The organism is Pacificoceanicola onchidii, from assembly GCF_004804335.1.
GTDB classification, from domain to species: domain Bacteria; phylum Pseudomonadota; class Alphaproteobacteria; order Rhodobacterales; family Rhodobacteraceae; genus Pacificoceanicola; species Pacificoceanicola onchidii.
This window is the reverse complement of the sequence record NZ_SRXY01000006.1, coordinates 1-26,319: the sequence shown is the minus strand read 5'-3', so window position 1 is coordinate 26,319 and position 26,319 is coordinate 1. Positions and strand designations below refer to the sequence as shown.

The window sequence follows — 26,319 nt, the reverse complement described above, 5'->3', positions numbered from 1 at the left end:
TGCCCTTGTTCGTTCTATTGCTGCGCGACGTCGATCTGGATTTCCAGGCTCTCGCCGGTGCCGCCGCTCTGTCTTCCCGATACCGGAGAAGCCTCTGCATAGTCCAGCCCCGTCGCCACGCGCACATAGCGCGCATCCGGCGAAATGCCGTTCGAGACGTCGAAGCCGACCCAGCCAAGCCCGTCGATATGAGCCTCCGCCCAGGCGTGCATGGCCTCCTGCACGGTGCGGTCATCCAGCATCAGGTAGCCCGAGACATAGCGCGCGGGCATGCCCAGATGGCGGGCGCAGGCGATGAAGACATGGGTGTGATCCTGACAGACGCCTTTGCCCGCCTCGATGGCGTCTTCTGCGGTCCAGTCGGGCGCAGAGGCGCCGATTTCATAGGAAATCGCCTCGCTGATGCCCGCCATCAGACGGTGCATGCCGTCAAGGCTGGCCTCGCCATCGATGCTGCGGGTCAGCGCCTTGACGCCCGCGCGGGCGCGGGTTTGCGGCGTTTCGCGCTGGTAGAGCCAGAGCGGGGCAGGGCCGCGATGCAGGCCAACGATGCCTTGCGTGTCGGTCAGTTCCACCTCTCCGGCGCAGGTGACCTTGAGCTCCGTCGCACCACTGCCGTAGCTGATCGTCTCGGTCAGGTTGTTGTGGTGATCGTGAAAGGAGACCTCCTTGGTCCCGTGTTCCACGACCGTCTCCCAACGCACGATGTGCTGCTGCGTGGTGGTTTTCGGGGTTTTGCGGATTTGCTGAAGCCCGTAGTCCACGGGGCTTTCAAACCGGTAATGCGTGCTGTGTTCGATCTTAAGGCGCATGGTTGGCGGCCTCACTTGTAGAAACGGAAGTCGACTTCGATCTGCTGTGCGATATCGGACAGGATCGAGAGGATCTTCTGGATGAATTCATGCAGCCCGTAATCCATGACCGCATGGATGTCGTGGCTGAGATAGGTGCGCTGCAGGTGGTCGACCTTCTGCAAAGTCGGCATGAGCGTCAGCCCGCCGCCGTTGAGATAGCGCAGGTTGTCGCGCAGCTTGGCAGCACAGAAGGCGAGGCTTCGGGGCATACGTTTGTCGAGCACGAGGAACTCGGCAATCTCCATCGGCCCGCTGGCATTGCCGTATTCCATGCGAAAGCCGCCCAAGGCGGAGACCGAGCGCAGGATGTTCTCCCACTGCACATTGTCGAGCGTCGAGCCGACGGAGCGCGCGGAAGGCAGCAGAACGTAATACTTCACGTCGAGAATCCGCGCCGTGTTGTCGGCCCGTTCGAGAAACGTGCCAAGCCGGGCGAAATCATAGGCGTCGTTGCGCAGCATCGTGCCGTGGGTCATGCCACGCACCAGCGAGGTGTGGTGGCGCAGCTTGCGCAGGGTTGCGGGCAGGTCGCGTTCGGAGACCTTGCGGGCGAGCACCTCCTTGGCGGACATGTAGGCGGCGTTGATCGCCTCCCAGACTTCGCCGGTGATCGCGGTGCGCACCAGCCGGGCGTTGTGCCGGGCGGCGGCGATGGAAGAGAGCACCGAGGAGGGGTTGTCCTTGGAGCGCAGCATCCAGTCGATGGCGGCGTCCTTGGTCAGCGTGTCATGGGCCTCGCGGTAACCGGCGAGCGAGCCCGCCGATTGCAGCACGGAGGCCCATTCTTCATCGCGGTCGTCGAGCCGGGTGAGGCCGAGGCGCTGGCCTGCGTCAATCATCCGGGCGGTGTTTTCGGCGCGTTCGAGATAGCGGTACATCCAGAACAGGCCGTTTGCAGTCTTGCCAAGCATGTTCGTCAGTCCTCCAGAACCCATGTGTCCTTGGTCCCGCCGCCCTGCGACGAGTTCACCACGAGCGAGCCTTTCTTCAGCGCCACGCGCGTCAGCCCGCCGGGGGTGATCTTGATCCCCTCGGGACTGACCAGCACGAAGGGGCGCAGGTCCACGTGGCGGGGCGTGAGGCCGGACTTGGCAAAAATCGGCACGGTCGACAGGCTCAGCGTGGGCTGGGCGATGTAATTGCCGGGCCGCGCCTGCAGCTTCTTGCGGAAGGTGGCGATTTCCTTCTTGGAGGCGGTGGGGCCGATCAGCATGCCGTAGCCGCCGGAACCGTGCACTTCCTTGACGACCAGATCGGCGAGGTTGTCCAGCACATAGGCCAGATCCTGCGGCTCCGAACAGCGCCAGGTCGGCACGTTTTTCAGCAGGGGCCGCTCGCCGGTGTAGAACTCGACGATGTCCGGCATGTAGCTGTAGATCGCCTTGTCGTCGGCAATCCCGGTGCCGGGCGCATTGGCGATGGTCACATTGCCCGCACGGTAGACATCCATGATCCCCGGCACGCCAAGGGCGCTTTCGGGGTTGAAGTTCAGCGGATCAATGAAGTCGTCGTCGATGCGGCGGTAGATCACGTCAATCGGTTTGTAGCCGCGCGTGGTGCGCATGGCGACGCGGCCATCGACGATCTGCAGATCGTTGCCTTCGACCAGCTCCACGCCCATCTGATCGGCGAGGAAGGCGTGCTCGAAGTAGGCGGAGTTGTAGATGCCGGGGGTCAGCACGGCGACCACCGGTTTGCGCCCGATCCCGGCGGGCGCGCATTTGGCAAGCGATGTGTGCAGGTGGGTCGGGTAGTCCTGCACCGGCTGCACGCGGTTCTTGGAAAAGAGTTCCGGGAACATCTGCAACATGGTTTCGCGGTTCTCCAGCATGTAGCTCACGCCGGAGGGGGTGCGGGCGTTGTCTTCGAGCACGAAGAACTCGCCGGGGCCGGTGCGCACCAGGTCGATGCCGACGATATGGGTATAGACCCCGCCGGGCGGTTCGACCCCGATCATCTGGGGCAGGAAGGCCTCGTTTTGGTTGATCATGTCGGCAGGGATGCGGCCCGCCTTCACAATCTCCTGCTTGTGATAGATGTCGTAGAGAAAGGCGTTGATCGCGCGCACGCGCTGCTCGATGCCCCGGCAGAGCTTGGCCCATTCCGGGCCGGAGATGATCCGGGGGATGATGTCAAACGGGATCAGCCGCTCTTCGGCCTCGGCGCGGCCATAGACGTTGAAGGTGATGCCGGTGAGGCGAAAAATCTCTTCGGCCTCGCGCTGCTTGGCGCGTAATCGGGCCGGGTTTTCCTCGTCGAACCACGTGTGAAAGCCGCGATAGGGCTCCCGAAGGGCCTCGTTATGTCCCCACATTTCGTCGAAATACTGATTTTCGCTCATGCCTTCCCCTCATTTGCGTCCAGTTTCGCGACATCTATCTGCGGCCTACCATGCGTCAGGCTTGCGGGGCCGGAAACAATTATGGAGCGCGGCCGGAGTGATCAATACTCAGGCGAATTGCGTAAAAAACAAGCGGAAAATGTATGTTTGCGGCTGGATCCCGCAAAAGCATAGCAAAGCATCGGAATCTGGCTTCGGGGGCGGGGTGGTGTGGAAATGTCATTGCAACTGCAACAAAGCTGGGGCATCGTGGTCGGCGCTGCGGACGGGGGGAGTATGGTCGGCAACACACAATTGGCGGAACTGACGGCCTGGCGCCGGGGTCTTCATCAAAGGCCCGAAGTCTCTGGCGAGGAGCGGGAGACGGCAGCCGAGGTCGCGCGCATGTTGCAGGCGGCAGGTGCGGACAAGGTGCTTGAGCGCCTTGGCGGCTATGGCGTGGCCGGTGTGTTCGACAGCGGCGCGCCGGGGCCGCGCGTGATGCTGCGCTGCGAGCTGGACGCGCTGCCAATCGAGGAAACCTCGCAAGTGCCGCATGTCTCGACGGTGCCGGGCAAGGCGCATCTGTGTGGGCACGATGGTCATATGGCGATTCTCGCGGCGGTGGCTGCGCGCCTTGCGCGCGCCCGGCCAGAACGCGGCGCTGTCATTCTGATGTTCCAACCCGCCGAGGAAACCGGGCAGGGCGCGCGGGCGGTGCTGGCCGATCCGGCTTTTGCGGCGCTGGCCCCGACCCATGTCTTTGCCATTCACAACATGCCGGGCTTGCCGCTCGGGGCGGTGGCGGTCAAAAGCGGGCCTGTGACCTGCGCGTCGCGCGGAATGCGCATCGCCTTTCACGGCAAAACGTCCCACGCGGCGGAACCGGAGAAGGCCCGAAGCCCGCGCGCGGCGCTGGCGCGGCTGATGCTCGCCCTGCCGGATCTGGCCGAAGGCGCGCCGGGTGATCCTGACTACGCGCTTGTCACGGTCACCCACGCCAGCATGGGCGCGCGCGCCTTTGGCATTACGCCGGGCGCGGCGGAATTGCTTGTCACCCTGCGCAGCCTGACCGACGCCCGCATGGCGCGGCTGCAGTCCGAGGCCGAAGCGCAGGTCCGGTCCGAGGCTGCGGATGCCGGGCTGGTTGTGACGGTGACCTATGAGGATGTCTTTGGCGCGACAGAGAATGACCCGGAGGCGGCGCGAATCGTCACCGAGGCAGCGCAGGCGCTGGGTCTTGAGCAGATCGAGGGGGCCTTGCCCTGGCGCGCCTCCGAAGACGTGGGGTGCTTTGGCGACGTCGCGCCGCTCGGGTTTTTCCTGCTTGGGGCAGGTGAGGCGCAGCCGCCGCTGCATGCCCCCAACTATGACTTCCCCGATGCGCTGATCGGGCGCGGTGCCGATATTCTTTGCAAAATTCTGGCAAGGATTGCGGTGCAGGGTGCGGGGCAAGGAGAGGAAATCACAAAGGAGCAATCGGCCGCCCGTCCGTGAGCCAAAGGCTTGTCGGAGAGGCGCCGCAGGAGAGGTTCCTTCGGTTCATCCCCGTTCAAATGCTTGAGCGGGATAAAGTGCATCAGGTGCGTCAACGCGATTGAAGGGCGCGGCACCGGATGCAACAGTAGTAAAAAAGGCAACCAAAAGCCCCGTTCGCGGGGCATCAGGTCAGTAGGGAGGAATTACATGACCACGCGTAGAAACATTCTTGGCTTCGCAGGTGCGGCGCTGGCGGCTTCGTTCATGTCGACGGCGGCTTTCGCACAGGACGTGACACTCAAGCTTCACCAGTTCCTGCCGGCGCAGGCAAATGTGCCGAAGCTCATTCTGGACGTCTGGGCCGACAATGTCGAAAAGGACAGCGGTGGGCGCATCAAGGTGGACCGTTTCCCTTCGATGCAGCTTGGCGGTCGTCCGCCGGAGCTGATGGATCAGGCGATGGACGGCATTGCCGATGTGGTCTGGACGGTGGTCGGCTACACGCCGGGCCGCTTCCCCACCACCGAGGTGTTTGAACTGCCGTTCATGGTCTCCGATGCCCGCGCCGCGTCTTATGCCTATTGGAAGATGTTCGAGACCCACATGAAGTCCGGCGAGTTTGCCGATGTGCAGATCCTTGGCACCTGGGTGCACGGGCCGGGCATGTTCCACACCAACAAGCCGGTTGCCGTGCCGGGGGATCTGGAAGGCATGAAAATTCGTGGCGGCTCGCGCCTCGTGAACGATCTGCTGACCCGCGTTGGCGCAGAGCCGATCGGCATGCCGGTGCCGGCCGTGCCCGAGGCGCTCTCCAAGGGCGTTCTGGATGGCACCACCATTCCGTGGGAAGTGACCGCAGCGCTGAAAGTGCCGGAGCTGGTGGGCAACCACACCGAGTTTGACGGCAATGCGCTCTACACGCTGACCTTTGTTCTGGCGATGAACATCGACCGCTACGAGAGCCTGCCCGATGATCTGAAGAAGGTGATCGACGACAACTCCGGTCTTGCCTTCTCGATCTTTGCCGGTGGCACACAGGCGGATTCCGATGGTCCGGCACGCAAGCTGGCGGTGGATCGCGGCAACAACATCGTGACCGTGACCGAAGAGCAGACCAAGGAATGGGATGCGCTGGTCAACCCGATCTATGCGACCTGGATCGAGGACATGAAAGGCCGTGGCAAAGACGGTCAGGCTCTGATCGACGAGGCCCGCGCCCTGATGTCCGAGTATTCCTCGGATATGGACACTTACGCGGCCAAGTAAGACAGTAGGATCCGGGGCCGGACCAAATGGCCCCGGATCACACCAAGAGGATATCCCCCATGCAACGCGTTCATCGCAGTGTGCTGGCGCTGGCCAAATTGGTGGCGGTGCTGGGCGGTACGGTACTGACCGTACTGATTTTGATCGTTTGTCTTTCTATCATCGGACGGGCGACCAACTCTGCCCTGCACTCTGATCTTATCATGGGGATTGCCCCCGGGTTTGCCGAAGGGCTGCTCGATCTCGGGATCGGTGCGATCCGCGGAGACTTCGAGCTGGTGGAGGCGGGCATGGCCTTCTGCATCTTTGCCTTCCTGCCATTCTGTCAGGTCACCGCCGGACATGCGACCGTCGACATGCTGGCCAATGCGCTGCCGCGCTGGGCCAACCGCACGCTGATCTTCCTGGGCGAGGCGCTGTTTGCGGTGGCGCTTGTCATCATCGCGATGCAGCTCGAGGCGGGCATGGCGCGCAAGATGCGCTCCGGCGAGACCACGCTTCTGCTGCAATTCCCGGTCTGGTGGGCCTATGCCGCCAGTCTGACCGGCGCCGTCGCGGCGGCGGCTGCGGGTGTCTACATGGCCCTGATCCGGGCCTATGAACTTCTGACCGGCCGCCTCGTGGTGGCAAACGCCGTGGGAGCGAACCATTGAGCAACCTCGAAATCGGCATCCTGTCTTTCCCGGCGCTGCTGGTCCTGATCTTTCTGCGCGTGCCCATCGGGCTGGCCATGTTCACCACCGGTTTTGCCGGGCTGTGGCTGGTCAATGGCAATGCGATCATGGCCATGGCGCGTCTCAAGTCCGAAGCCTACACAACCTTCTCCAGCTACTCGCTGTCGATTGTCCCGATGTTCCTGCTGATGGGCTATTTCGCGACGCTGGGCGGCATGTCCCAGGCGCTGTTCAAGGCCGCCGAGAGCTTTCTTGGTCACCGCAAGGGCGGCGTCGCCATGGCGGCGATTGGCGCCTGTGCGGGCTTCGGCGCGATCTGCGGCTCTTCGCTGGCGACGGCGGCAACCATGTCGCGCGTGGCTTTGCCGGAACTCAAGTCCTATGGCTACAAGGGTGGGTTTTCCACCGCGACACTGGCGGCGGGCGGCACGCTGGGCATCCTGATCCCGCCCTCGGTGGTGTTGGTGATCTATGCGATCCTGACCGAGCAGAACATCGCCAAGCTGTTCCTCGCGGCTTTCATCCCCGGCATCCTCGCGGCTGTCGGTTACATGATTGCCGTGTCGATCTACGTGCGGGTGAACCCCGGCTCGGCGGGTGTGCGCGAGGCGGTGCCGATGGGCGAGCGCTTCCGCGCGCTGTTGAATGTCTGGCCGGTGCTTCTGGTGTTTGTCGCGGTGGTGGGCGGCATCTATGGCGGCATCTTCACCCCGACCGAAGGCGCGGCGGTGGGTGCGCTGGGCACGGGCATCATTGCGCTGTTCAACGGTGGCCTGACGGGCAAAACGCTGATTGATGCCTTTTCCGACACGGCGCGCTCAACGGCGATGATCTTTTTCATCGTGCTGGGCGCGGCGTTCTACAACGGGTTTCTGGCGCTCACGCAGGTGCCGCAGGAGCTGAGCCGCATGGTGGTGGAAGCGGGGCTTTCGCCGATGCTGGTGCTGGTGGTGATCCTCGCGCTCTATCTCGTGTTCGGCTGCTTCATGGACAGCCTGTCGATGATCCTGCTGACGATCCCGATCTTCTTTCCGGTGATCTCGGCGCTGGATTTCGGCATGAGCCCGGAACATGTGGCGATCTGGTTCGGCATTCTGGTGCTGATCGTCGTGGAGGTCGGGCTGATCACGCCGCCTGTGGGGATGAACCTGTTCGTGATCAACGCGATGGATCCAGAAACCCCGATGTTCGAGACCTACAAGGCGGTGATCTACTACGTGGTGTCTGACCTGGTACGGGTTGCGATCCTTGTGGCGTTCCCGGCGATCACCCTGTTCCTGATACCGTGAGGGTGGCGGGGCAGAGCCCCGCCCTACAGGCTGTGGGTGCCCCGCGCGTCGGGGCGCCCCTTGAGAGTGCGGGAGGTGGGGCGCTGCCCCGTCGCAGCCCAAGGCTGCGACTCCCCGGGATATTTGGAGCACAAAGAAACGGGGCTCCGGGGCATAGAGGAGGATTGAGATGAAGATTTCCGGTCAGGTGGCGATTGTCACGGGCGGCGCAAGCGGGCTTGGCGCGGCAACGGCGCGGCGGTTGGCGGCAGAAGGGGCCAGCGTTGGCATTCTGGACTTTGACGAGGCGCGCGGGGCTGCGATGGCCAAGGAGATCGGCGGCTTTGCGGTCAAGACCGATGTGGGGGACGAGGCCTCTGTTGCGGCGGCGGTTGCGGCGGTGAAAGACGCGCTTGGTGCGCCGCGTATCGCGGTGTCCTGCGCCGGCATCGCCGGGGCGGCGCGGGTTGTGGGACGCGAGGGCAAGCTGTCGACGGAGCTGTTTGAGAAGACGATCCGGGTGAACCTGATGGGCACCTATTTCGTCATGTCCCATGCCGCGCGGGAGATGGTTGCGCAGGAGCCTTTGGAGAGTGGCGAGCGCGGTGTGGTGATCAACACCGCCTCCATCGCGTGGCAGGACGGTCAGATTGGCCAGTCAGCCTATGCGGCGTCGAAAGGGGCGATTGCGGCCATGTGTCTGCCGGTTGCGCGCGAGATGGCGAAAACCGGCGTGCGGGTGATGGCAATTGCGCCGGGGCTGTTCAACACGCCGATGATGGAAGGTCTGCCGGAAGAGACCACGGCGGGGATCGTGGCCAATATCCCGTTCCCGCACCGTCTGGGTGATCCGGCGGAGTATGGCCAGCTGGTCTGCGACATCCTCGGCAACCCGTATTTGAACGGCACCACCATCCGGCTGGATGCGGCGGTGCGCCTTCCGCAGCGGTGAGGGCACCCGCGCGGGTCGTGCGCGGGATGTGACCAAAGACAAGAGACCGGGGCGGGGCGTCCCGGTTTTTTCATGTTTTGGGGTGTGCAGAAAAATGCATACCAGGGCGGGAAGTTCTTGATGGGTGTTGTTGCATGTGCATTATAAAGCACTAAAGGACTCGCCCCGGGCGGCAGATTGGAGGAGGTCTGCCACCCTATCAAAGGGCACGCGAACAGGAGGGGCGGGCTGGGAGCGGGCCGCCGGGGAGGATCAATGACGGATAACCAGAACGCGGCGCTCTATTTTGTAGATCGCCACCTGGCGGAAGGGCGCGGGGACAATACGGCCTTTCGAGAGGCCGCGGGCGCGCGCAGAACCCTCACGTATCAAGAGCTGAAAGCGCGCAGCGATCAGGTGGCCGGGGCTTTTGTGCGGGCTGAAATCCGTCCCGAAGAGCGGGTGGCCTGCATCGTTCTGGATCAGATCGAATACCCGGAGCTGTTCTGGGGCGCGATGAAGGCGCATGTGGTGCCGATAGCGCTGAACACGCTGCTGGCCACACCGGTTTACGATTTTATCCTGAACGACAGCCGCGCCGCCTGTCTCGTGGTGTCGCATGAGTTGCTGGATGTGGTTTTGCCCGCCGCGCGGCAAGCGCCGTACCTGCGCAAGATCATCGTGATTGGCGGAGAGGCGCCTGAGGGCACGCTATCCTATGACACCTTCATGGCCGGGGCGGAGCCGGTTCCGGCGGCGCATGTCTCTGAAGATGAATGCGCCTTCTGGCTCTATTCTTCCGGCTCCACCGGCGAGCCCAAGGGTGTGCGTCATGTGCACGGCGCGTTGAAGGCGACCTCGGACACATACGGCGCGCAGGTTCTGGGCATTCGCGAAGAGGACACGGTGTTTTCGGTGGCGAAGATCTTCTTTGCCTATGGGCTGGGCAACGCCATGACCTTTCCCATGTCCGTCGGCGCGACAACGATCCTGTTTAATGGCCGTCCCACACCGGACGTGGCGGTCCGGGTCATCGCGGAGGAGCGCCCGACGATCTTCTTCGGTGTGCCGACGCTTTATGCGGCCACGGTGGCCCATCTGGAAAACACATCGGTGCCGGATGCCAACATGCGGTTGTGCGTGAGTGCCGGGGAGGCTTTGCCGACGGAGATCGGCACGCGCTGGACGGCGCTTTGGGGTGTGGACATTCTGGATGGGGTGGGCAGCACGGAGATGCTGCACATCTTCCTGAGCAATGCGCCGGGGGATGTGGTTTACGGCACTTCGGGGCTTCCGGTGCCGGGCTATGATCTGCGCTGCGTCAACGAGGCGGGCGAGGAGATCAAGACCGGTGAGGTGGGCGAGTTGCTGGTGCGCGGGGCTTCTGCTGCTGAAGGATACTGGAACAAGCGGTCCAAATCGCGGGCGACGTTTGAGGGGGAATGGACGCGCACCGGGGACAAATACGAGATCACCGAAGAGGGGCGCTATGTCTACTGCGGACGCACGGACGATATGTTCAAGGTCTCGGGCATCTGGCTTTCGCCGTTCGAGGTGGAGCAGGCGCTGATCGAGCATCCCGGCGTGCTGGAAGCGGCGGTGGTGCCGCAGCGCGACGGTGATGATCTGGAAAAGCCGAAAGCCTTCGTGGTGCTCAAGGAAGGGGCGGACCGGGACGCGGTGCTGCCGGAGCTGAAGGATTTCGTCAAGGAGCGGGTCGGCCTGTGGAAGTATCCGCGCTGGATCGAGGCGGTCGACGATCTGCCCAAGACCGCGACGGGCAAGATCCAGCGGTTCAGGCTGCGCGAGGGAGCAGAGGCATGACCGCGTTCAACTGGGCGTTTCGGGCCGGGCGGGTAGAGGCGGCGGGTCTATCGCTGGACTATGCCACTTACGGGCCGCCACCGGGCAAGGCGCCGACGATTGTGCTTTTGCATGAGGGGCTTGGCTGTGTGGCGCTCTGGCGCGATTTTCCGGCCAAGCTCGCCAAGGCGACGGGCTGGGGCGTATTCGTCTATTCGCGGCAGGGGTATGGGCGGTCCGAGGCGGCCCCCTTGCCGCGCCCGCTTGACTACATGAAACGCGAGGCCTTGGAGGTCCTGCCCGCGCTGCTTGATGCCATCGGCTTTGAGAAGGGCGTGTTGATGGGCCATTCGGATGGGGCAACGATTGCCACGGAATATGCCGGAGGCGTCGAGGATTTCCGCGTGCGCGGGCTGATCCTGATGGCCCCGCATTTCTTCACCGAAGCGGTTGGGCTGACTGAGATTGCCAAGGCCAGGGAGGCCTATGACAGCGGTGATCTGCGGGCGCGGCTGGCGGTGTATCATGCGGATGTGGACAGCGCTTTCCGGGGCTGGAACGACAGCTGGCTGCACCCGGATTTCGACGATGCGCTGACCTCGGATGCGATTGATTACCTGCGTATTCCGGCGCTGGTGATGCAGGGGCGGCAGGACCAATATGGCACGCTGGCGCAGGTGGAAGAGATCGAGACGCGCTCTTATGCGCCGGTGGATGTGGTGGTGTTGGAGGACTGCCGCCATGCGCCACATCAGGATGCGGAGGATGACGTTCTGGAAGCGGTCCAGACCTTTACCACACGGCTTTCACGCATTGAGGCGGCGGAGGTTGAGGTGGTATGACGCTGCTGTCTCTTTCTGTATGCATTATAATGCGTAAATCGTTAACTAAATGAAAATACAGGGAAAGAGCTTTCCAAAGAGAGCTTGATTGCAGGAACTATAATGCTAAATTTGACCGCAAGGCGGGGTAGTTTGCATTATAATGCGATTATCCTGATCACGAGGAGACGCAGATGACCAAGCGCATCGATTTTCAGGTGGACGCAGCCGCCTACAAACACTGGCGTGTCAGCTACGAAGGGCCCGTGGCAGAGCTGGTCATGGATGTGGATGAGAACGGCGGGCTGTTCGATGGCTATCTGCTCAAGATGAATTCTTATGATCTTGGCGTTGATATCGAACTGTCCGACATCGTGCAGCGCATGCGCTTTGAGCACCCGGAGGTGAAGGTCGTGGTGATGAAATCCGCCAAGGATCGGATTTTCTGTGCCGGGGCCAATATCCGTATGCTGGGCGCCGCGGCGCATTCCCACAAGGTGAACTTCTGCAAGTTCACCAACGAGACGCGCAACACCTTTGAAGCGGCAGAGGCCGACAGCGGCCAGAAATACGTGGCGGCGGTCAAAGGGGCCTGCGCGGGCGGCGGCTATGAGTTGGCGCTGGCCTGCAACCACATCTTTCTGACCGATGACAGCGCCTCGGCGGTGTCTTTGCCGGAGGTGCCGCTACTGGCGGTTTTGCCGGGGACAGGCGGGCTGACGCGGGTCACGGACAAGCGCAAGGTGCGGCGGGACCGGGCGGATGTGTTCTGCTCGACCGAAGAAGGCGTGCGCGGAAAGCGGGCGCAGCAGTGGAACCTTGTGGACGAGGTGATCTCAAACGCGAAGTTCGACACGGTGGTGGCCGAGCGCGTGGCGCAGATGGCGGCGGACTCGTCCAAGCAGGATGTGGCGCAGGGCATCGCTTTGACACCGTTGGATCGGCGTTTTGGCGAGGACGGCAGCGTAACCTATTCCAGCGTCGAGGTGGCGGTGGACCGCGCCGGGCGCAAGGCGGTGATCACGCTGCACGGGCCCAAAGAAGACGCGCCCGCGGATATGGACGCGTTTACGGCGCAGGGGGCTGAGGCCTATATGCTGCGGCTTGCGCGCGAGTTCGATGACGCAATCCTGCATTTGCGCCTGAACGAAATGGAACTGGGGCTTTGGGAGATCCAGACCCAGGGCGATCCGGAGGCCTATGCGGCGCATGAGGCGCTCCTGCTGGAGAATGCCGATCATTGGCTGGCCAATGAGGTGTTGATGCTGTGGAAGCGCGTGTTGAAGCGCGTCGATGTGACTTCGCGCAGCCTCGTGGCGCTGGTGGAGCATGGCTCTTGTTACACCGGTCTGCTGGCCGAGCTGCTCTTTGCGGTGGACCGCAGCTACATGATGGAAGACGAGTTCGAAGGCGACAACCGCCCCATCGCCGCCATCACCCTGACCCAAGCCAACTTTGGCACCGTGCCCATGGGCAACGATCTGACCCGGCTGGAGACCCGGTTCTACGGCACGCCGGAGGCGGTTGTGGCGGCAAAAGACGCCATGGGCGCGGCGCTGGAGGCGGAAGAGGCGGATGCGCTGGGCCTCGTGACCGAGATCCTTGATGACATCGATTGGGAAGACGAGATCCGCATCTTCATGGAAGAGCGGGCTTCGTTCAGCCCCGATGCGATGACCGGCATGGAGGCCAACCTGCGCTTTGCCGGGCCGGAGACCATGGAGACGCGTATCTTTGGCCGACTGACGGCCTGGCAGAACTGGATTTTCAACCGCCCCAATGCGGTCGGCGCGGAGGGCGCTTTGCAGCGCTACGGCACCGGCGTGCGCGGGGCCTTTGACATGGAGCGGGTCTGACCCGCACGGCGGCGGGGCAGAGCCCCGCCCTACGGGCCCCGGTCGCTGCAGGTCAGCGGTTGGTCCCGGTGATGGATGCAGTAGGGCGGGGCTGTGCCCCGATCCCTTTGAGGAGGACAGAGGAATGCTTGACCTGATCAACGTCAGCTACGACACGCAAATTCCCAACAACGTTGGGCTTTCCGAGGATCGCAAGGTGCTCAAGGCGCTGGAGAAATGGCACCCCGGATACATCAACTGGTGGAACAAGCTGATCCCGCAGAACTTTCAGGAGAGCATGGTCTACCTGCGCACCGCTGTCAGCGTGGACCCCAAGGGCTGGGCCAAGTTCGACTATGTGAAGATGCCGGAATACCGCTGGGGCGTTTTGCTGGCGCCCGCGGTGGAGGATCGCCGCATTCCCATGGGCGAGCACAAGGGTGATCTGGCGTGGCAGGAGGTGCCGGGCGAGTATCGCAACATGCTCAAGCGCCTGATCGTCATTCAGGGTGATACGGAGCCGGGCTCCGTTGAGCAGCAACGCTTTCTCGGGCTGACCGCGCCGAGCCTCTATGACATGCGCAACCTGTTTCAGGTCAACGTGGAGGAGGGGCGGCACCTCTGGGCGATGGTCTACCTCTTGCAGAAATACTTCGGCAAGGATGGCCGCGAAGAGGCGGATGAGATGCTGATCCGCTCGTCCGGTTCCGAAGAAGCGCCGCGTATGCTGGGGGCCTTCAACGAGGAGACGCCGGATTGGCTGTCCTTCTTCATGTTCACCTATTTCACCGACCGCGACGGCAAGATGCAGCTTGAAAGCCTCGCGCAGTCGGGCTTTGACCCGCTCAGCCGCACCTGCCGCTTCATGCTGACCGAAGAGGCGCACCACATGTTTGTGGGGGAGACCGGCGTGTCGCGCACCATTCAGGCAACGGTCGAGGCGATGAACAAGGCAGGGATCACCGATCCCTATGACGTGAACAAGATCCGCGATCTGGGGGTGATTGATCTTCCGACGATCCAGAAAAAGTTGAACCTGCATTACACGCTCTCGCTCGACCTGTTCGGACAGGAGGTTTCGACCAACGCGGCCAATGCTTTCAACGCCGGGATCAAGGGGCGCTATCTTGAGGCGCGCATCGACGATGATCACCAGCTCAAGGACGACACCTACACGGTCTGGGATTTCGAGGATGGCAAGGCGGTACAAAAGGAAGTCCCGGCGCTGACCGCGATCAACATGCGCCTGCGCGACGATTACACCCGCGATGCCTCGGGCGGGATCCGGCGCTGGAACAAGATCATCGAGAAAGCGAACATCGATTTTGCGCTGAAGCTGCCGCATGAGGCGTTCCACCGCAAGATTGGCGTGTTTGCGGGCAAGACCTTTGATCCCGACGGCGAGATGATCTCTGGGGCGGCTTATGATGCCAAGGTCAATGACTGGCTGCCGACCCACGCGGATGGGGACTTTATCCAATCGTTGATGAAGCCCGTGTATGAACCGGGGAAATTCGCCAGCTGGATTGCGCCGCCAAAGGTGGGCATCGACAACAAGCCGGGTGACTTTGAATACGTGAAGTTGCACATGGCCTGACGGCCACGCGAACAGGAGCGAACGCATGAAAATTCACTTTCTGTACGGCACGGAGACCGGCAATTCCGAGATCCTCTGCGATGATATGCAGGACGAACTTGGGGCCGATGTCACATCGCGCATCTCGGACATGGGAACGGTTGATCCGGCGGATCTCGATCCGGAGGAGTTCCACATCGTGGTGACCTCGACCTACGGCAACGGCGATCTGCCGTCGACAGCGGTGTCCTTCTCCGACGCTTTGGCGGAGACCAAGCCCGACCTGTCCGGCATCCGGTTCGCGATCTTCGGGCTGGGCGACATGGTGTTTGCGGAGACCTTCGCGCAGGGCTCGAAAACCCTCATGGAGCAACTGCTGGCCTGCAAGGCGGAGCAGGTGGGCGAGCGCGGGATTTTCGACGCATCGGGGGCGGATATGCCGGAGGACATCGGTGTGCCGTGGCTGCACGGTATCCTCGCCCTGCTTCAGGCCAAGGCGGCCTGAGGAGCATGCAGGCATGAACGCCTCGGCAAGAAAACCCGGCCCTTTGCAGGAGGCAGGCACGGTGATTTCCGCGCAGGCGCGTTTCAATGCGGCGCGCCGGGCGGCTCGGCAGGCGCGCGGTGCCGCCGCGCAGGATCTGTCGGCGCAGATGCGGTCGGCGCTGGCGCAATGCGACGGGGATCGGGATCTGTTTGAGCTGATGGTGGTGCCGGACATCGTGTTGTCCCTGCGCCGCCCTGCGCGTCTGTGATGGGCCGCCTGCCCGCAGCGGTGCCGGGGCAGAGCCCCGGCCTACAGGCGCGCCCTTCGTATGTCCTTGCAAGGCACAGGGTTTGCCGGTTCTGGCGCGGTGCCTTGCCACTTCAAAGCAGCGACCGAACGAGGTTGCGACAGGCGGAACCGGAAGGATTCGCGCATGGCTGACAGACCGGAGGGGTGTTTTGCCCATGAGATCCGCGTCACCTGGGGTGACTGTGATCCGGCCAAGATCGTCTACACCGGGCGCATCCCGTGGTTTGCGCTCGATGCGATCAATGCCTGGTGGGAGACACATGTGGGCGAGGGCTGGTACCAGTTCGAGATTGACCGCAATCTTGGCACGCCATTTGTGCACATGAGCCTCGATTTCCGCAGGCCGATCACGCCGCGCCATCGCCTGATCTGCCACACCTGGCCCGAGGCTCTGGGCGCGACGTCGATCACCTTCCGGGTGGAGGCGGAGCAGGATGGCACCCTTTGTTTCGAAGGGCGGTTCGTCTGTGTCTTTACCGTGGCGGATGCCTTTACCAAGACTGCGCCGCCGCAGGACATCCGGGACATCGTGACGCCGCATCTGCCGCAGGGCTGAGCGCCCGTTCCGCGGTTGCGCCTCCGGGGCCTGAAGGGCTACACTTGCACTATAGTACACAACCGATGCGAGCCATGGCGGAAATCACCTCATTCAGCGGCAAGGCAGCCGCCGCCGACGGGCAGAGCCTGATCGACGCGGCGGTTGCAGACCTGATGCTGCAGGTGGGCGCGCGGGTGCGCCGGGCGCGAGAGCAAAAAGGCCTCGCCCGCCGTGTCCTTTCGGAGATGTCCGGAGTGTCGCCGCGTTATCTCGCGCAGCTGGAGAGCGGCGAGGGCAACATCTCCATCGGTCTGCTCAAGCGGGTGGCGGTGGCGCTGGAATACCGCGTGGAATGGCTGGTCGGGCAGGATGATCCGCAAAGCTCGGACGTGCTGTCCGTGGCCGAGCAATTTCGCGCTGCGGACCGGGAGACTCAGCAGGCGGTTCTGGATGCGCTTGCCGCCGGCGCGGACCAGGGGCAGCGGGCCGAACGCATCTGCCTTGTCGGGCTGCGCGGCGCGGGCAAATCAACGCTGGGGCGCATGGCGGGGGCGGCGCTGGACCTGCCATTTGTCGAGCTGAACCGCGAGATCGAAAGCGCCGGGGGCATGCCGGTTGAGGAGATCATGGCGCTTTATGGGCAGGAGGGATACCGTAGGCTGGAGGCGGATGCGCTGGACCGCATCGCCCAGACCCATGAGCGGATGATCCTGGCTGTGGCCGGGGGCATCGTGGCGGAACCGGCGACCTATCACGCCTTGCTCAGCCGGTTTCACACGATCTGGCTCAAGGCCAGCCCGGAAGATCATATGGCGCGGGTGCGAGCCCAGGGGGACACCCGTCCGATGCAGGGAAATCCCGAAGCCATGGCGCAGTTGCGCTCGATCCTACACAGCCGCGAAGCGCTGTACGAGCGCGCCCACGCGCAGCTGGACACATCGGGCCAATCGGTCGAGGACACGCTTGCAGGGTTGCAGGGGCTGATCCGGGACCGGGGCTTTCTGGACTGAACGGAACTGAATTCTAAGGACATCTCAATGAGCGTAACCTATCGCCGCGACGGCGCGGCTGCCATCGTCGAACTGGACAACCCGCCGGTGAATGCCATTGGCCTTGCGGTGCGCGAAGGGCTGCAGGCCGCGCTGGATTGGGTGCAGGCAGAGACCGGGCTGTCGCGGGTGATCCTGACCGGCAAGGGGCGGGCCTTCGCGGCCGGGGGGGATGCGCGGGAGTTCGACGGGCCTGCCGTGGCACCGCACCTCAATGATGTGATCAATCAGATCGAGGCCTGCGAGGTGCCGTGGATTGCGGCGCTGAATGGCGTGGCTCTGGGCGGCGGGGCGGAGCTGGCCTTGGCCTGCCGCTATCGCATTGCCGCGCCGGGCATTCAGATCGGATTGCCGGAGGTGGGGCTCGGGATTGTTCCGGGCTCCGGCGGGACGCAGCGCCTGCCGCGCCTGATCGGGATGAAGGCTGCATTGGAGCTGATCCCCACGGGCAAGGCCATCAGCGCCGAACAGGCGGAAGCGCTTGGGTTGATTGATGGAATTTCGGGCGATCCGGTTCAGACCGCGCTGCATCTGGATGAGGGCACGGTGGAGCTGGCCTTGCCGGTGCGGGACCTGCCGCGTCCGGTGGCGGACCCGGCGGCGGCGGCGGCGGCGCGGGCTCTGGCGCACAAGAAGCTGAAAAACCAGGTTGCGCCGCAGCGGGCGATTGATCTGATTGAACAGGCGGCGGAGCGGACCTTTGTCGAAGGTCTGAAAGACGAGCGCCAGACGTTTTTGACCCTGCGCCAGGAGGATCAGGCGCGCGCCTTGCGGCATATGTTCTTTGCCGAACGGGCGGCAAAAGCGCCGGATTGGCTGACGGCAGAGCCTGCGCCGCTGGAGCAGGTCGCGGTGGTCGGCGGCGGCACCATGGGGGCGGGGATCGCCTATGCGCTGCTCAATGCCGGGCTGTCGGTGGTGCTGCTGGAGATGGACGCGGACGGCGTCGCGCGGGCACAGGACAACGTCGAAAAGATCATCGGCCAGTCGCTGAAACGCGGTTTGATTGACGCAGCAGGCGCGGAGGCGCGGCGCGCCCGTTTTACCGCCTCAAGTAATTATGCGGCGGCGGGAGGCTGTACGCTGGCCATCGAGGCGGCGTTTGAAAGCATGGACGTCAAACGGGCGGTCTTTACCAAGCTCGAGGCGGCCTTGCCGGCGGCGGCGGTGCTGGCCTCAAACACGTCATACCTTGATCTCGACGAGATTGCCCGGACGGTGGCGGCCCCGAGCCGCGTCGTGGGGCTGCACTTCTTTGCCCCGGCCCATATCATGAAGCTGCTGGAGATCGTGCGCGGCGCGGACAGCTCGGACCGGGCGCTGGCCACAGGCTTTGCGCTTGGCAAGCGTTTGCGGAAAATTCCCGTGCTGGCAGGGGTTTGCGACGGGTTTATCGGAAACCGTATCTTGGCGCGCTACCGCGAAGCGGCGGATACGGTGTTCATGGATGGCTCGACGCCCTGGGAGGTGGACGAGGCCATGGTGACGTTCGGCTATGCCATGGGGCCTTACGAGGCGCAGGACCTCTCGGGTCTGGATATTGCCCATGCCAACCGGCGCAGGCAGGACGCCACGCGCGATCCGAACCGGCGCTATGTGCCGATTGCGGACCGGATGGTGGAACTGGGCAAGCTGGGGCGCAAGACCGGGGCAGGCTGGTATCGCTATCCGGGCGGTAACGGCAAGGTCGAGGATCCGATCGTGGCCGATCTGGCGCTGGAAGAGGCGCATCTGGCCGGGCTCACGCGGGTGGAATATTCGGAAGAGGAGGTGCGCGAGCGGTTGCTGCTGGCGATGATCAATGAGGCCTGCGATATCCTGCACGAAGGCATCGCGGCCTCGGCGCGGGATATCGATCTGGTGACGGTCTTTGGCTACGGCTTCCCGCGCTGGCGCGGCGGGCTGATGCATTATGCCGATACACTGGGCGTGGCGCATATTGTGGAGCGGTTGCAGGCCCTCGCGGCAGAAGATGCGCTTGTCTGGACGCCGTCGCCACTCCTGATGGCGTGTCTCCGGAGCGGCACGCCTTTGTCGCAAGCCTCGCCTGCGGCAGGAGGTTAGAGCCTCAGTTTTTTGGGCCGGAGGCTCTAGGGGCGCTGCCCCGCCGCCTTCGGCGACTCCCCGAGGTATTTGGGGCCCAAAGAAACCGGGAAGGCGCAGTCAGTTCAGGTCTTCGAGCAGGCGGCTGTGGCGGCGGGTTTCGCCGATGACGTCGCCGAAGGTTTTCATGCCTCTGGCTTCAAGCATCGGCAGCATTTTGACCAGGACTTCCGCGGTTGCCTGAGCATCGCCGAGAGCGGTGTGGCGCAGGTGTTCGGGGATGGTCACGCCGAGCCTGTCGCAGAGCGCGTCGAGCGTGTGCTGTTCCGTGGTGCCCCAGATCACCGCCGACAAGAGCACGGTGTCGAGGATCGGGTGATCCCATTCGACGCCCATGCGGTCCTTGTGCCGGTGCAGGAAAGCCATGTCGAAGGGAGCGTTGTGGGCGACGATCACGCTGCGGGTGGCAAAGCGGTGAAAGGCGCGGCCTGCCTCGCCGATGTCCGGCTTTCCGGCGACCATGGCATCGGTGACGTGGTGCACAGCCGTCGAGGCGGGCGGGATCGGGCAGCCGGGATCGACCAGCTGATCGATGGTTTCGCCCGGTGTGATACGCCCGTTCAAAACGCGCACGGCGCCAAGCTGCACGATCTCGTCCTTATGCGGCAAAAGCCCGGTGGTTTCGCTGTCGAAGACCGTGAAGGTGAGCTTGCTGAGCGGGGTCGTGTCGAAATCTGTTTCCTGGCCATCAAGCAGGTCAAAGTCATAGACGATGGGCCGCGCGGCCTCCGGGGAGACGTCGAGATGGGCCGCATCGATGATCAGGATATAGCCGCCGCCTTCGGTGGGTTTTATCTTGGCGTCATAGCTTTGGGCCGCGTGGGTATCGGTCAGCGTGGCGCTGACCTCCTTGCCGGTCTTGTGCATTTTCTTGACTGCGGCAGAGAGGCTCACCTCGTCGAAATATTCCGATAGGGGGGCGTTCAGGCGCGGGGTGTGAATCTGGCTGAGCACGTCGGCGGCCTGGCCGTCGTAGAGCACGATCTGCCCTTTGGCGCTGACAAGGATTGTTGCCACAGGGATTTCCGTCAGCAGGGCGGTCAGCTGCATTTTCTCTGCTGCGAGCCGTTCGGTTTCGGCGGCAATGCGTTCGGCGGTGCTCAGCGTGGTCTGGGACAGCGCGTTGCTCACGGCGCTGGCGGCGGGGGCGAGATCACCGAGGTAGCGCGCGTCAAAATCCGTCGAGACATCAGCATGGGCTTTGGCACGCAGGCTGGCGGCGAGTTTTTCGATAGGTTTGGCGACGTTTTCGTCAAACAGCAGCCAGATCCCGACGGTCAGCCCGAGCAGCAGGAAGGCCGAGAGGATCCCGGCGAAGACGAAGGCGCCGGTGGTTCCTGTGGCTTCGGCGCGAGCGTGACCGAAGTAGAGGGCGGCCAGAACGAGAGCCGCCCCGCCGAGCCCCTGAAGGCAGAAGAACAGGAAGATGCGAAGGCGCAGGCTGAGATTTTCCATGGATCAGCCCTCCGCGCAGACGGTTGCGACAATAGGGAAGACGTCGCTGTCCTCCTGCCAGCTGGGCGCGTCGCCCTGACCTTCGGCCCAGACCTGCTGGGCGCAATCGACGGCAACCACGCGGGCTTCGGGTTTGGCCCAGCGGCCATGGCGCACCACTCGGGCGATGTGGCGTTCGGGGTTGTCCTGATTGGTCAGCATGGAGCCGGGATCGACCGACCAGAAGCGATCGACCATCGGGACCATGTAGGTCCATGGCCGCCACGCCGCGCCGCCCGCATCGGTGCTGAGCACCTTTGTGCCGTCGGGCAGGGCCGCGCGGGTGCGGTCATACCACGAATACTCCAGCGAGATTGTCGCAAGGATCATCGCGGCCCCGGCGCCCACGGGGATAACCCATTTCGGCAAGCGCCCACCGCTGGTTTTGTTCAGCAGCATAGTCATGCCCGCGCCGGCGAAACCCGCCACAAACACGGTGATCAGTTCAAGGAACATGTTGTCTCCCCCCATCGTCCTCATGCGCGCGCTCCGAAAACCGGTGCCGGAGCGCGCCTAAGCCGGTTACCCCAGCATGCCCTTGCCATGTCCGGCTGCCGATTGCAGCGATTTGACCACGACGAAGGCATCCCTCAAATGACTTCGCTCAAAATCCGACAGATTTGCCGGGGCAAGGTAGTTGTTCGGGGCGTGCCCCGCCTTGATCTGGGTGGCCTGATGCTCGAGCCGGGTTTCGGCAATGAGATCATAGGCATCCAGAAGATCGCGCCCGCCGGAGCTGCTCAGCACGCCCGCCGCCTGCGCGGCCTCGAGCCGGGCGCGGGTGTTGACAGCGGTCAGCCCGCCCTGGAGCGCATAGACCCGGCCGAGATCAACCACCGGCACAACGCCGTTGTGCTTGAGATCGAGCGTGTTCTTGTGCTCGCCGGACTTGATTGTGGCAAAGCCGCGCAAAAGGCCCAGCGGCGGCTGGTGCTTGAGCGAGTTCGAGACCATGTGGGCGACGAAGATCGAGTTCTTCGCCGCAAGATCCAGCGTTTGTTCCTGCAGATCCTCAAAAAGCGAAACCGTGCCGCCGATGGGGCGCAGATCGAACATCACGCTGGCGAGCATCTGGGCTTCGGACGTGGGCTTGGCGATCCAGCCTTTGAAATAGGTCTTCCACACGCTCACCGGCTGCCGCCAGCGCGAGGCGGAAGCCATCATGTCGCCGGGGCAGTAGACATAGCCGCAGGTGTTCAGCCCGTCACAGACGAAATCGGCGAAATCCTTGAAGTAGGTTTCGTGTTCTTCGGAGTAGCTGTCGTCGAGCATCAGGCAGTTGTCCTGATCGGATACGCCGGTCTGCTCCTGACGGCCCTGCGATCCGCAGGCGAGCCAGAGGTAGGGCACGGGCGGGGGGCCGAATTTCTCTTCGGCCAGCGCCAAAAGGCGGCGGGTTGCGGTGTCGGCGATGTCGGTGATCAGACGGGTGACAACCTCGTGGCGGTTGCCGGTGCCGACTAGCTGCACCAGAAGCTGCGGGATGCGCGCGGTGGTCTTGGCCATTTCCTGCGCGTCCCGGGCATGGGCGATCTCGGAGACCAGTTCGGCGGAGCTGGTGGCCTGAAAGCGCGTAAGATCGGTTTGCGTGACAATCCCAACAAGCGTTTTGCCATTACAGATCGGCACGTGGCCGATGCGGCGTTCCATCATCATGTGCAGCACGTCCGAGCCGATGGCCGACGGCGGCAGGCTCAGGGGATCCGGGGTCATGACATCGGTGATCGGTGTGTCGAAGGGCAGGCCGCCGCCGACCACCTTGCCGGAAAGGTCGCGCACCGTGGCAATGCCTTTGAGCGCACCGTCTTCGGTGATGCAAACGGACGAAACGCGGGCTGTGGCCATGGCCTGCGCTGCGGTCTGCACGGTTTCGGAGGTGCTGCAGGTCAGCGGGGTCTTGGCCATCAGCGTCTCGACCGGGCTGGTGGCAAGATCGGGGCGCTTCGGTTTCGGCGTGCGCGAGCGGTCAAAGAACTTCTTCGCGGCCTCTTCGGTTTCGACGAGCCGCAGGAAATCGGACTTCGGCAGAATGAGCAGCAGCGTGTCTTCGGTTGTCCTGGCGGAGGTCACGGCATAGCCGTCGCGGCCCAGGCCGCGCTCGCCAAAGGAATTGCGCGGGCCCAGCTGGGAAATCTGAACGTTGTTCTGATCGCTGACAGCGACCGCGCCGGTGTGGATCAGGTACAGCCCTTCGAGCGCATCGCCTAGCCTGTAGATATCCTCTCCGGCGGCCATGTGCCGGGACCGGAAGGCGGGCAAAAGCGCTTCGAGAGCCGGCCGGGGCAGCGTGTCATAGGGGTGGACGCTGGTCAGAAAACGCAACAGGGCAGGGGTGTCGAGGGACATCAGGATTCCTTCAGGACGAAAAGAGATAAGGCTTGGTACCAAGCCCTATGGGCCGGGCTTTGACATTGATCAGATGCGGATCAATATCCTTTCCTTTCGCCCAGAATGGGCAGCAGGCCACGCGGGAAAGACCAATTTCTGTGCAATGCCGGGTCTTGGTCATGGGATCGGTGTCGCTTCCCTGTCGGGTCAAAGAAAATCCCGCCCCGGATACACCGGAGCGGGACAAAAGCACAGAGGCAGGGCCGGGGGAGTTCCGGCCCTGCGGATCACTTAGTGACCGTCCACGGCTGCGCCGGCACCGCGCGGGATACGCACGCTTTCGACAAGCTCTTCGATCTCTGTCGGGATCGGGTCGGTGGACTTGGACACGAAGTAGGCAACCGCGAAGTTCACCATGGCGCCGATGGCCCCGAAGGAGGTGGACTTGATGGTGCCAAGCAGCGGATCAGCATCGGTGAAGCTGTTGGTGCCCGGGATGAACAGCCAGCCCTTGTGCAGGAAGATGTAGATCAGGGTCACGATCAGACCTGCAAGCATACCGGCCACGGCGCCTTTGTTGTTCACCTTGGTGAAGATGCCCATCATCAGTGCCGGGAAGATCGACGCAGCGGCCAGACCGAAGGCCAGAGCCACGGTTTGCGCGGCGAAGCCCGGAGGGTTGAGGCCGAGGTAGGTCGCAACCACGATGGCCACGGCCATTGCGATACGAGCGGACAGCAGTTCGTTCTTCTCCGAGATCGCCGGGTTGATCGACCCTTTGATGAGGTCGTGCGACACGGCGGTGGAGATTGCGAGCAGAAGGCCGGCAGCGGTCGACAGCGCGGCGGCAAGACCACCAGCAGCAACCAGGCCGATCACCCAACCCGGCAGGTTGGCGATTTCCGGGTTCGCGAGAACGAGGATGTCACGGTTGAAGTTGGTCAGCTCGTTTTCGGAGCCCCAGCCAGCCGCTTCCATCGCAGCAACGGTCTCGGCGTTCTTCTCGTTGAAGTACGCGATTTTGCCGTCGCCGTTCTTGTCTTCCCAGCCCAGAAGGCCGGTCTGCTGCCATGTACCCATCCAGGTGTAGGCGGCATCGCTCTCGATGGTTTCAACGGAAACCGGCTCACCGGTGGACCCGTTCGGCCAGAACTGTTCGGTGATGTTCAGGCGTGCCATGGCACCAACAGCCGGAGCCGTGAGGTACAGCAGGGCGATGAACACCAGCGTCCAGCCAGCGGACCAGCGCGCGTCGGACACCTTGGGAACGGTGAAGAAGCGCATGATCACGTGCGGCAGACCCGCGGTACCGATCATCAGCGACAGGGTGAAGAGCACCATGTTCAGCGTGTCGGCGTGGTGTGCGGTGTACTCGTTGAAGCCAAGCTCGGCCACGATCTGGTCCAGCTTCGCAAGAAGCGGCTCACCGGACGCTGCGTGGTCGCCGAAGAGGCCAAGGGCCGGGATCGGGTTGCCAGTCAGCTGCAGCGAGATGAAGATCGCCGGGATGGTGTAGGCCATGATGAGAACGCAGTACTGCGCCACCTGGGTGTAGGTCACACCCTTCATGCCGCCGAACACCGCGTAGGCGAACACAACCGCGGCACCGATGAACAGGCCAGTGGTGTTGTCCACTTCGAGGAAGCGGCCGAAGGCCACGCCCACACCGGTCATCTGACCGATCACGTAGGTGGTGGAGGCAACGATGAGGCAGATCACGGCCACGACGCGTGCGGTCGGGCTGTAGAAGCGGTCACCGATGAATTCCGACACGGTGAACTTGCCGAACTTGCGCAGGTAAGGCGCGAGCAGCAGGGCGAGCAGCACGTAGCCACCAGTCCAGCCCATCAGGAAGGAAGAGTTGTCATAGCCGGTGAAGGCGATGAGGCCCGCCATCGAGATGAACGAAGCCGCGGACATCCAGTCCGCCGCAGTCGCCATACCGTTGGTGACCGGGTGCACGCCGCGACCAGCGGCGTAGAATTCGGATGTGGAACCCGCACGGGCCCAGATCGCGATGCCGATGTAAAGCGCAAAGGAGGCGCCCACAAACAGCAGGTTGATGGTAAACTGATCCATTGGGATTATTCCTCTACGCCGTATTCACGGTCGAGCTTGTTCATCTTCATGGCGTAGAAAAAGATCAGGCCCAAGAAGACCAGGATCGATCCCTGCTGGGCAAACCAGAAGCCCAGATCGGTGCCGCCAACGCTGATGCCCGAAAGGGCAGGGCGCAGAAGAATGCCAAAGCCAAAGCTCACCAGCGCCCAGATCACAAGGCTGATGAGAATAATACGAACGTTGGCAGCCCAGTAGCCTTTGTCGGCTTCGGCCTGCGCACTATCGTTTTGAGATGTTTGATCCGCCATTTTGCGGGTCCTCCTCTTCCTCCGTTTGCCCCTGCTGCCAGGGACGCGAAAGCCACCGCGCAGATTACGCGGTGGCCGTTTTCACGATCGCGGACAATTCGCCCGCAATGGTGTCGATGTCGCCCATGGCATCCACGCTGTTGAGCGCGCCTTTCTGGGCGTAGTAGTCAATCAGCGGCGCGGTCTGCGCGTGGTAGGCTTCTAGCCGCTGGTTCAGGGTTTCGGCATTGTCATCGGCGCGCACCGGCTGGCCCGCAGCCCGTGCCTGTTCGGCACGGCCCACGATGCGATCGACAAGGATCTTGTCGTCAACTTTCAGCTCGATGACTGCATCGAGACGCTGGCCGGTCTTCTCGAGAAGCGCGCCAAGCGCGTCGGCCTGCGCGAGGGTGCGCGGGAAGCCGTCAAAGATGAAACCCTTGGCGTCGCTTGTCGTGAGTTTCTCTTCGATCAGGCCCACGACGATCTCGTCGGTGACCAGCTCGCCCCGTTCCATCACCTCGGCCACGCGCTTGCCCATCTCGGTGCCACTGGCCTTGGCCTGACGCAGCATGTCGCCGGTCGAAAGCTGCACAAGGCCATGGTTTTCCACCAGGCGTTCGGCCTGCGTGCCCTTGCCTGCGCCCGGGGGCCCAAGCAGGATGATGTTGATCGGGCGGGTGAGTGTTTCGGTTTGCTCAGTCATCCTGCTCACCCCTTATTCATGCGATTTTCGATGAGTTCGTCGACGACGGAGGGGTCGGCGAGGGTGGATGTGTCGCCCAGGGAGCCGTAGTCGTTTTCAGCGATTTTGCGCAGGATGCGGCGCATGATCT

General features: G+C 63.2%; 23 protein-coding genes. 14 read left to right on the top strand and 9 right to left on the bottom strand.

What is annotated here, in order from left to right; genetic code table 11:
- Window positions 1-14: 14 nt before the first annotated feature.
- From E4662_RS15730 to E4662_RS15720, 3 genes are read right to left on the bottom strand one after another with little or no spacing between them, the layout of a single operon-like run.
- On the bottom strand, window positions 15-812 hold the full coding sequence (locus tag E4662_RS15730) for a transglutaminase family protein (protein WP_136442564.1): 798 nt from the start codon (window positions 810-812) through the stop codon (window positions 15-17).
- An 11-nt stretch (window positions 813-823) separates the two neighbouring features.
- Window positions 824-1,765 carry an alpha-E domain-containing protein gene (locus tag E4662_RS15725; protein ID WP_136442563.1) on the bottom strand — a complete coding sequence of 314 codons (942 nt, stop codon included), beginning with the start codon at window positions 1,763-1,765 and terminating at the stop codon, window positions 824-826.
- A gap of 5 nt (window positions 1,766-1,770) precedes the next feature.
- Complete coding sequence (locus E4662_RS15720; RefSeq protein ID WP_136442562.1) at window positions 1,771-3,195, bottom strand: circularly permuted type 2 ATP-grasp protein; 1,425 nt, start codon at window positions 3,193-3,195, stop codon at window positions 1,771-1,773.
- A 216-nt stretch (window positions 3,196-3,411) separates the two neighbouring features.
- Here E4662_RS15720 and E4662_RS15715 point away from each other — a divergent pair, with 216 nt between their 5' ends.
- The 14 genes from E4662_RS15715 to E4662_RS15650 all read left to right on the top strand — a co-directional run bounded on the left by E4662_RS15715 (window position 3,412) and on the right by E4662_RS15650 (window position 19,274).
- On the top strand, window positions 3,412-4,671 hold the full coding sequence (locus tag E4662_RS15715) for an amidohydrolase (RefSeq protein WP_240705216.1): 1,260 nt from the start codon (window positions 3,412-3,414) through the stop codon (window positions 4,669-4,671).
- 189 nt (window positions 4,672-4,860) lie between these two features.
- The gene (locus E4662_RS15710; protein WP_136442561.1) at window positions 4,861-5,919 is read left to right on the top strand and encodes a TRAP transporter substrate-binding protein; all 1,059 of its coding nucleotides are present in this window, start codon (window positions 4,861-4,863) and stop codon (window positions 5,917-5,919) included.
- A gap of 59 nt (window positions 5,920-5,978) precedes the next feature.
- Entirely contained in the window at window positions 5,979-6,572 is a 594-nt protein-coding gene (locus E4662_RS15705) for a TRAP transporter small permease (protein WP_136442560.1), read from the top strand.
- Entirely contained in the window at window positions 6,569-7,882 is a 1,314-nt protein-coding gene (locus E4662_RS15700; RefSeq protein ID WP_136442559.1) for a TRAP transporter large permease, read from the top strand. The genes E4662_RS15705 and E4662_RS15700 overlap by 4 nt, the downstream gene beginning before the upstream one ends.
- Before the next feature lie 169 nt (window positions 7,883-8,051).
- Window positions 8,052-8,813, top strand: coding sequence for an SDR family NAD(P)-dependent oxidoreductase (locus tag E4662_RS15695; protein ID WP_136442558.1), 762 nt, complete (start codon window positions 8,052-8,054; stop codon window positions 8,811-8,813).
- A gap of 255 nt (window positions 8,814-9,068) precedes the next feature.
- Window positions 9,069-10,616, top strand: a complete 1,548-nt coding sequence (locus tag E4662_RS15690; RefSeq protein WP_136442557.1) for a benzoate-CoA ligase family protein — start codon at window positions 9,069-9,071, stop codon at window positions 10,614-10,616.
- Entirely contained in the window at window positions 10,613-11,437 is an 825-nt protein-coding gene (locus E4662_RS15685) for an alpha/beta fold hydrolase (protein ID WP_136442556.1), read from the top strand. The genes E4662_RS15690 and E4662_RS15685 overlap by 4 nt, the downstream gene beginning before the upstream one ends.
- 173 nt (window positions 11,438-11,610) lie before the next feature.
- Complete coding sequence (boxC, locus tag E4662_RS15680) at window positions 11,611-13,272, top strand: 2,3-epoxybenzoyl-CoA dihydrolase (protein WP_136442555.1); 1,662 nt, start codon at window positions 11,611-11,613, stop codon at window positions 13,270-13,272.
- Window positions 13,273-13,396: 124 nt separating this feature from the next.
- Window positions 13,397-14,848 carry a benzoyl-CoA 2,3-epoxidase subunit BoxB gene (boxB, locus tag E4662_RS15675; protein WP_136442554.1) on the top strand — a complete coding sequence of 484 codons (1,452 nt, stop codon included), beginning with the start codon at window positions 13,397-13,399 and terminating at the stop codon, window positions 14,846-14,848.
- Between the two features lie 25 nt (window positions 14,849-14,873).
- Window positions 14,874-15,332 (top strand): flavodoxin domain-containing protein, encoded by a 459-nt coding sequence (locus E4662_RS15670; RefSeq protein ID WP_136442553.1) that lies wholly within the window; start codon window positions 14,874-14,876, stop codon window positions 15,330-15,332.
- A gap of 13 nt (window positions 15,333-15,345) precedes the next feature.
- The gene (locus E4662_RS15665) at window positions 15,346-15,582 is read left to right on the top strand and encodes a hypothetical protein (RefSeq protein WP_136442552.1); all 237 of its coding nucleotides are present in this window, start codon (window positions 15,346-15,348) and stop codon (window positions 15,580-15,582) included.
- 165 nt (window positions 15,583-15,747) lie between these two features.
- A complete protein-coding gene (locus tag E4662_RS15660) occupies window positions 15,748-16,179 on the top strand; it encodes an acyl-CoA thioesterase (RefSeq protein ID WP_136442551.1) in 432 nt (143 codons plus the stop codon).
- A 74-nt stretch (window positions 16,180-16,253) separates the two neighbouring features.
- The gene (locus E4662_RS15655) at window positions 16,254-17,171 is read left to right on the top strand and encodes a helix-turn-helix transcriptional regulator (RefSeq protein ID WP_136442550.1); all 918 of its coding nucleotides are present in this window, start codon (window positions 16,254-16,256) and stop codon (window positions 17,169-17,171) included.
- A gap of 27 nt (window positions 17,172-17,198) precedes the next feature.
- Entirely contained in the window at window positions 17,199-19,274 is a 2,076-nt protein-coding gene (locus E4662_RS15650; protein WP_136442549.1) for an FAD-dependent oxidoreductase, read from the top strand.
- Between the two features lie 99 nt (window positions 19,275-19,373).
- On the opposite strand, the gene E4662_RS15645 is transcribed toward E4662_RS15650, so the two are convergent.
- The 6 genes from E4662_RS15645 to E4662_RS15620 all read right to left on the bottom strand — a co-directional run bounded on the left by E4662_RS15645 (window position 19,374) and on the right by E4662_RS15620 (window position 26,156).
- The gene (locus tag E4662_RS15645; RefSeq protein ID WP_136442548.1) at window positions 19,374-20,768 is read right to left on the bottom strand and encodes a 3'-5' exonuclease; all 1,395 of its coding nucleotides are present in this window, start codon (window positions 20,766-20,768) and stop codon (window positions 19,374-19,376) included.
- Window positions 20,769-20,771: 3 nt separating this feature from the next.
- Window positions 20,772-21,263, bottom strand: a complete 492-nt coding sequence (locus tag E4662_RS15640; protein ID WP_136442547.1) for a hypothetical protein — start codon at window positions 21,261-21,263, stop codon at window positions 20,772-20,774.
- A 66-nt stretch (window positions 21,264-21,329) separates the two neighbouring features.
- Window positions 21,330-23,153 carry a DUF294 nucleotidyltransferase-like domain-containing protein gene (locus E4662_RS15635; protein WP_136442546.1) on the bottom strand — a complete coding sequence of 608 codons (1,824 nt, stop codon included), beginning with the start codon at window positions 23,151-23,153 and terminating at the stop codon, window positions 21,330-21,332.
- Window positions 23,154-23,426: 273 nt separating this feature from the next.
- The gene (locus E4662_RS15630; protein WP_136442545.1) at window positions 23,427-25,214 is read right to left on the bottom strand and encodes a sodium:solute symporter family protein; all 1,788 of its coding nucleotides are present in this window, start codon (window positions 25,212-25,214) and stop codon (window positions 23,427-23,429) included.
- Between the two features lie 5 nt (window positions 25,215-25,219).
- The gene (locus tag E4662_RS15625) at window positions 25,220-25,504 is read right to left on the bottom strand and encodes a DUF4212 domain-containing protein (RefSeq protein WP_136442544.1); all 285 of its coding nucleotides are present in this window, start codon (window positions 25,502-25,504) and stop codon (window positions 25,220-25,222) included.
- Window positions 25,505-25,568: 64 nt separating this feature from the next.
- A complete protein-coding gene (locus E4662_RS15620; RefSeq protein ID WP_136442829.1) occupies window positions 25,569-26,156 on the bottom strand; it encodes an adenylate kinase in 588 nt (195 codons plus the stop codon).
- Between the last annotated feature and the right edge of the window lie 163 nt (window positions 26,157-26,319).

What these genes read in the sequence shown, in the direction of transcription:
- E4662_RS15660 (WP_136442551.1), top strand. Translation starts at nt 15,748, where the DNA reads ATGGCTGACAGACCGGAGGGGTGTTTTGCCCATGAGATCCGCGTCACC.
- E4662_RS15695 (WP_136442558.1), top strand. Translation starts at nt 8,052, where the DNA reads ATGAAGATTTCCGGTCAGGTGGCGATTGTCACGGGCGGCGCAAGCGGG.
- E4662_RS15685 (WP_136442556.1), top strand. Translation starts at nt 10,613, where the DNA reads ATGACCGCGTTCAACTGGGCGTTTCGGGCCGGGCGGGTAGAGGCGGCG.
- E4662_RS15670 (WP_136442553.1), top strand. Translation starts at nt 14,874, where the DNA reads ATGAAAATTCACTTTCTGTACGGCACGGAGACCGGCAATTCCGAGATC.
- E4662_RS15690 (WP_136442557.1), top strand. Translation starts at nt 9,069, where the DNA reads ATGACGGATAACCAGAACGCGGCGCTCTATTTTGTAGATCGCCACCTG.
- boxB (WP_136442554.1), top strand. Translation starts at nt 13,397, where the DNA reads ATGCTTGACCTGATCAACGTCAGCTACGACACGCAAATTCCCAACAAC.
- E4662_RS15725 (WP_136442563.1), bottom strand. Translation starts at nt 1,765, where the DNA reads ATGCTTGGCAAGACTGCAAACGGCCTGTTCTGGATGTACCGCTATCTC.
- E4662_RS15710 (WP_136442561.1), top strand. Translation starts at nt 4,861, where the DNA reads ATGACCACGCGTAGAAACATTCTTGGCTTCGCAGGTGCGGCGCTGGCG.
- E4662_RS15640 (WP_136442547.1), bottom strand. Translation starts at nt 21,263, where the DNA reads ATGTTCCTTGAACTGATCACCGTGTTTGTGGCGGGTTTCGCCGGCGCG.
- E4662_RS15730 (WP_136442564.1), bottom strand. Translation starts at nt 812, where the DNA reads ATGCGCCTTAAGATCGAACACAGCACGCATTACCGGTTTGAAAGCCCC.
- E4662_RS15635 (WP_136442546.1), bottom strand. Translation starts at nt 23,153, where the DNA reads ATGTCCCTCGACACCCCTGCCCTGTTGCGTTTTCTGACCAGCGTCCAC.
- E4662_RS15650 (WP_136442549.1), top strand. Translation starts at nt 17,199, where the DNA reads ATGAGCGTAACCTATCGCCGCGACGGCGCGGCTGCCATCGTCGAACTG.
- E4662_RS15630 (WP_136442545.1), bottom strand. Translation starts at nt 25,214, where the DNA reads ATGGATCAGTTTACCATCAACCTGCTGTTTGTGGGCGCCTCCTTTGCG.
- E4662_RS15715 (WP_240705216.1), top strand. Translation starts at nt 3,412, where the DNA reads ATGTCATTGCAACTGCAACAAAGCTGGGGCATCGTGGTCGGCGCTGCG.
- E4662_RS15665 (WP_136442552.1), top strand. Translation starts at nt 15,346, where the DNA reads ATGAACGCCTCGGCAAGAAAACCCGGCCCTTTGCAGGAGGCAGGCACG.
- E4662_RS15720 (WP_136442562.1), bottom strand. Translation starts at nt 3,195, where the DNA reads ATGAGCGAAAATCAGTATTTCGACGAAATGTGGGGACATAACGAGGCC.
- E4662_RS15655 (WP_136442550.1), top strand. Translation starts at nt 16,254, where the DNA reads ATGGCGGAAATCACCTCATTCAGCGGCAAGGCAGCCGCCGCCGACGGG.
- boxC (WP_136442555.1), top strand. Translation starts at nt 11,611, where the DNA reads ATGACCAAGCGCATCGATTTTCAGGTGGACGCAGCCGCCTACAAACAC.
- E4662_RS15645 (WP_136442548.1), bottom strand. Translation starts at nt 20,768, where the DNA reads ATGGAAAATCTCAGCCTGCGCCTTCGCATCTTCCTGTTCTTCTGCCTT.
- E4662_RS15705 (WP_136442560.1), top strand. Translation starts at nt 5,979, where the DNA reads ATGCAACGCGTTCATCGCAGTGTGCTGGCGCTGGCCAAATTGGTGGCG.
- E4662_RS15625 (WP_136442544.1), bottom strand. Translation starts at nt 25,504, where the DNA reads ATGGCGGATCAAACATCTCAAAACGATAGTGCGCAGGCCGAAGCCGAC.